Genomic DNA, 5,049 nt, shown 5'->3' on the forward strand with positions numbered 1-5,049 from the left:
GTCCAGCGAGGAGAACGAGTCGTCGAAGATGTACAGCTCGGGCCGTTTCACCAGCGCCCGGGCGATGGCCAGCCGCTGCCGCTGCCCGCCGGAGACGTTGGTGCCGCCCTGGGAGATGGGCGCATCGAGCCCGCCCTCCATTTCCTCCACAAAGTCGCGGGCCTGGGCGATCTCCAGCGCTGACCAGAGCTCGTCCTCGGTGGCGTCCGGTTTGCCGTACTGCAGGTTGCTGCGGACGGTCCCGCTGAACAGGTAGGGCCGCTGCGGGACCAGGCCGATGTGCCCCCACAACAGGTCCGGGTGCAGCTCGCGCACGTCCACGCCGTCGATCCGCACGGATCCGGATGTCACGTCGAACAGCCGCGGCATAAGGTTCACCAGGGTGGTCTTGCCGGAGCCCGTGGAACCGATGATCGCCGTCGTCTGGCCCGCTCTGGCGGTGAAGCTGATATCGGACAGGACGGGCTGATCGGCACCTGGGTAGGCGAATCCGGCGTCGCGCATTTCCAGTTCCCCGCGGCGCACGGCGCTGCTGAGGGGGTTCTTCGGCGGGCGGACACTCGATTCGGTGCCCAGCACCTCGCCGATCCGGTCGGCCGAGACCGCGGCGCGCGGGATCATCACGGCCATGAAGGTGGCCATCATGACGGACATCAGGATCTGCATCAGGTAGCTCAGGAACGCGATGAGGGTGCCCACCTGCATGGAGCCGTCCTCGATCCGGAACGAGCCGAACCAGATCACGGCCACGCTGGAGACGTTCAGCACCAGCATCACCACGGGGAAGGCGAGCGCCATCAGCCGGCCGGCACGCAGCGCGGTGTCCGTGACGTCGTCGTTCGCCTGGGCGAAACGGGCGGTCTCGATGTCCTCGCGGACGAACGCGCGCACCACGCGGATGCCGGTGAGCTGCTCGCGGAGCACCCGGTTCACGGTGTCGATCCGCTTCTGCATCTTCCGGAACAGCGGCACCATCCGGGTGATGATGAGCCCCACCCCGATCAGCAGCACGGGAACGGCGACGGCGATCAGCCAGGACAGCTGCACGTCCTGCCGGATGGCCATGATCACCCCGCCGATGGCGAGCATGGGCGCGGCCACCATCATGGTGGCACCCATCAGGACGAGCTGCTGGACCTGCTGGACATCGTTCGTGGAGCGGGTGATCAGGCTCGGCGCGCCGAACTTGGTCACTTCCTGCTCGGAGAACTGCCCCACGCGGGCAAAGATGGCGCCACGCAAATCCCTGCCTGCACCCATCGCGGCCTTGGCGCCGAAGTACACGGCAATCACGGCGCAGATGATCTGCAGCAGCGTGATCGCCAGCATCAGGCCGCCCAGGCTGAGGATGACCCCGGTGTCCCCCTTGGCCACGCCCTCGTCGATGATGTCCGCGTTCAGGGTGGGCAGATAGAGGGACGCGATGGACTGAGCCAGCTGGAAGACCACGACGGCGATCAGCAGCTGCCGGTGCGGCCGCAGGTATTCGATAAGCAGTTTCCAGAGCATGGGATCCAACCTGACACAGTGTCCACAAAGGTGGTGCGAAGGTCAGTTTACGTCCGGAGGCTGGGGATTCATCCGGGCCCTGAGGGAGAAGTTGGCCGGTTCACGCAGGGCGTAGTTGCAGCACCGAGCAGTGCCGCGTTGACGTAACCGCGGTCACAGCCCTACCATTGATGAAACGATTCAAGGGAAAGGGCTTTCCCAGCTCCTGAACCCTTCAAGGTCACGTCGACCATCCGGAACGGACAGTTCCGGTTCTTTGCCAAAGACGACGAAGGAATTTATCACCATGAGCACCACCTCCGGCGAAAGCCGCCCCATCCCAGAAGCCGGCGCCGGCCAGCGGGATCCAAAGAAAGCCGCGATGAGCGGCTGGATCGGAAGCGCACTTGAGTACTATGACTTCGCCCTGTACTCCTTGGCTGCGACGCTGATCTTCCCCGCCATCTTCTTCCCGTCCGAGAACAAGACCGTGGCCATCATCGCCTCGCTGGCAACCTACGCAGTGGGTTATGTGTCCCGTCCGATCGGCGCGGTTGTCCTGGGCGCCTACGGTGACCGGCACGGCCGTAAGCAGGTGCTCGTCTTTGCGATGCTGCTGATGGGCTTCGCGACCTTCGCCGTCGGCCTGCTGCCCACGTACGGACAGGTCGGCGTCCTGGCACCGATCCTGCTGGTCATCCTCCGCCTGATCCAGGGATTCGCTGTCGCCGGCGAACTGGGCGGAGCCAGCGCGATGATCGTCGAGCACTCCCCCGACGCGAGGCGCGGCTTCTTCGCAAGCTTCAGCCTGCAGGGCACACAGGTGGGCTCCATCCTTGCCACTGCCGTGCTGCTTCCCCTCGCAGCCTTCCTCCCCGCCGACCAGTTCCAGTCCTGGGGCTGGCGCATCCCGTTCCTGCTCAGCGCCTTCGTGATCCTGGCTGGCTACATCATCCGCCGCCGCGTGCAGGAGCCGCCGGCATACCTGGCGCAGACCGAAACGGGCAAGGCGAAGCCCCGGTTCCCCCTCGCCGACCTCGTCCGAAGCCACCCCTGGGTACTGGTCCGCTGTGTCATCATGACGTTCACCAACGTGATCGGCATGGCAACGCTCATCTTCGGCGTCTCCTACGCCACCCAGGAGGGCTACGGCAACGGCTTCACCAGCAGCGAATTCCTCTGGGTGACCCTCGTGGCCAACGTGGCCGCAGTGGTGACCATCCCGCTCTTCGGCGCACTCTCCGACAGGATCGGCCGGCGGATGCTGATGGTGGCCGGAGGCATCGGCGGCGGAGTCCTGGCCGGCGGATACCTTTGGGCCATCGAACAGGGAAGCCTGGCGCTGGTCTTCGTCTGCATTGTGATTGTCCAGGGCATCTTCTTCCAGATGTGGAACGCCACCTTCGCCACGTTCTTCCAGGAGCAGTTCCCCATGCGGATCCGCGTGACAGGGTTCGCGGTGTCGCAGAACCTGGGCCTCATGATCGCCTCGTTCTTCCCGAGCATCTTCACCGCCATCGCTCCCCCGGGGTCCACCAACGTCCCACTGGTTATCGGGCTGACCACCTTCGGAATCTGCGCCGTCGCCGCCCTGGCCGCCCTCCTGTCCCCCGATACCAAGGGCAAGTCGCTTGATGACCTCGAGGCCGACGCGACCGACGCGCAGGCAATGACCGAAGCACGGGAGCGAGAGACCGTCGGAGCCAACGCAAACAAGTAGGCCCTTCGGCGGGCTAACGCAAGTGGCACTCAACGTGAAGGGCCGACGGCGGGACGTCCCGCCGTCGCCCGCTTACGTTAAAGCGTCCCGACGCGCTCATTCCTCGCCTGCCTCCCGGCGTGCAACTCCATCCGGGCAAAGAAGTCGGCGATGACCAGCCGCGAATCGACGCTAGTGTACATTCTTCGGCCTGGTGATGCGCTCGTTTGCTCGAACGACGACGTAACGTCACCAAGGCCTGTGACGATGAGGGGAGCGCTGTCCCCCAGACACCACAGCGGGCCAAATTTGACGAAGTCAGGGACCTTCAGGCCGTTAAACACGTCCCATAGCCACATGCCTGCCGGGCCTGATTTTTCAGCGCCTGATCCAGTTCGGCGACAGAAACCACGAGCCGGCGGTACGTTTCGGACGGGAACTGCCAGATGTCGAGGCGTTGATCAGCCAGGACGAATTCTGCGGCTGCAGGATCAGTGAAGTAGTTGTACTCGTCAGCATTATCGCCACTGGCCGAGCCGCCCACCCACACGAGCGTGATCAGGGATGCAAGCTCCGGTTCCAGAAGAAGTGCGTCAGCAACGTTCGTCAGGGGGCCGGCGCACACAAGGAGCAGCGGAAGTTCGCCGACGTCCCCGGCCGCGTCAATGATGGCACGGGCAGCGGCCGTCGCGCGGGTTTCTCCGGTGAACTGGGAGTCAGGGCCCGCATGGACAGTTGGCCTGTCTGCGTAGTCCATGACGCGGAGCAGGTCCTCCGCCAGGTCGGCCCCTGCCTTGGCCATGCCTTCCGGCGGTCCAAACATCGGATTGGTCAACGAACTTGTGACCGCAAGAATTCGGTTCGCCGGCGAGAGAGCATGATGGGCCAGTCCTATCAGCCCGTCGGGATCACCCGCCCAGTCGTTGTCGATGATGACGCGGCAGCGCGGCTCAATAGGGATCATGTGAATAGACTTGCCCAGCTTTCCGCCCTTTCCGTCGGCGAATTTCATTGGCTGAAAAGGCTAGTCGTCGTGATCTGAGCGGACGCCGCAACTGACCCCTCCCCCAGCCCACCTGTCTATGTTCAAATGGGAACGTTGAACCGGCCGCCCGAGTCCGTCCACGGCCTCGGCCATATGGAAGGAAGCACATGAGCGATAGCCAGGAACACCCCCCTGTTCCCACCCCGGGAAGCGCCCAGGGCCTGGACAGCAAAGTTGAGGGTGGGTGCCCGGTTGCCCACGACAGCGCGACGTCGCGCGGCAGCGAGAGTGAGAACCCTGCCATCGACTCGCCGGAGCCCAAGGCGCACCGGCCGCGGACCGTCGCTGACTGGTGGCCGAACCAACTCGATCTCAGCGTTCTTCACGCCCACCAGCCGGCCGGCAACCCGCTCGGCTCCACGTTCAGTTACCGCGAAGAATTCCAGAAGCTCGACGTCGAGGCGCTCAAACAGGACATCATCCAGGTCCTGACCACCTCCCAGGACTGGTGGCCAGCCGATTTCGGCCACTACGGCGGCCTGATGATCCGGCTGAGCTGGCACGCGGCCGGCACCTACCGCGTCTACGATGGCCGCGGCGGCGCAGGCGACGGGAGCCAGCGGTTCGCCCCGCTCAACAGCTGGCCCGACAACGCCAACCTGGACAAGGCCCGGCGGCTGCTGTGGCCCGTCAAGCAGAAGTACGGCCAGAAACTCTCGTGGGCCGACCTGCTGGTGCTGGCGGGCAACGTGGCCCTCGAATCGATGGGCTTCAAGACCTTTGGCTTCGCCTTCGGCCGCGAGGACGTGTGGGAGCCCGAGGAAATCTTCTGGGGGCCCGAGGACACCTGGCTCGGCGACGAACGCTACATCGGCGA

Annotated in this window: 4 protein-coding genes; 2 read left to right on the plus strand and 2 right to left on the minus strand. The window is 64.8% G+C overall.

The features are described from left to right. Positions 1-1,509 (minus strand): ABC transporter ATP-binding protein (locus tag DBR22_RS19865; RefSeq protein ID WP_108600417.1); only part of this gene is annotated, 1,509 nt, incomplete at its 3' end. Between the two features lie 286 nt (positions 1,510-1,795). Here DBR22_RS19865 and DBR22_RS19870 point away from each other — a divergent pair. Further along, positions 1,796-3,208 (plus strand): MFS transporter, encoded by a 1,413-nt coding sequence (locus tag DBR22_RS19870; RefSeq protein ID WP_108600418.1) that lies wholly within the window; start codon positions 1,796-1,798, stop codon positions 3,206-3,208. Positions 3,209-3,515: 307 nt separating this feature from the next. Here the strand turns inward: DBR22_RS19870 and DBR22_RS19875 are convergent, their stop codons facing one another. Beyond that, the gene (locus tag DBR22_RS19875) at positions 3,516-4,151 is read right to left on the minus strand and encodes a nucleoside hydrolase (protein ID WP_219928143.1); all 636 of its coding nucleotides are present in this window, start codon (positions 4,149-4,151) and stop codon (positions 3,516-3,518) included. Between the two features lie 188 nt (positions 4,152-4,339). On the opposite strand from DBR22_RS19875, the gene DBR22_RS19880 reads away from it, so the two are divergent. After that, the coding region (locus DBR22_RS19880; RefSeq protein ID WP_308810244.1) for a peroxidase family protein at positions 4,340-5,049 on the plus strand (710 nt) is incomplete at its 3' end.

The sequence above is a fragment of the Arthrobacter sp. HMWF013 genome (assembly GCF_003061105.1).
Taxonomy (GTDB): domain Bacteria; phylum Actinomycetota; class Actinomycetes; order Actinomycetales; family Micrococcaceae; genus Arthrobacter.

Coding starts and splice junctions, on each gene's coding strand:
- DBR22_RS19870 (WP_108600418.1), top strand. CDS start 1,796: ATGAGCACCACCTCCGGCGAAAGCCGCCCCATCCCAGAAGCCGGCGCC.
- DBR22_RS19875 (WP_219928143.1), bottom strand. CDS start 4,151: ATGATCCCTATTGAGCCGCGCTGCCGCGTCATCATCGACAACGACTGG.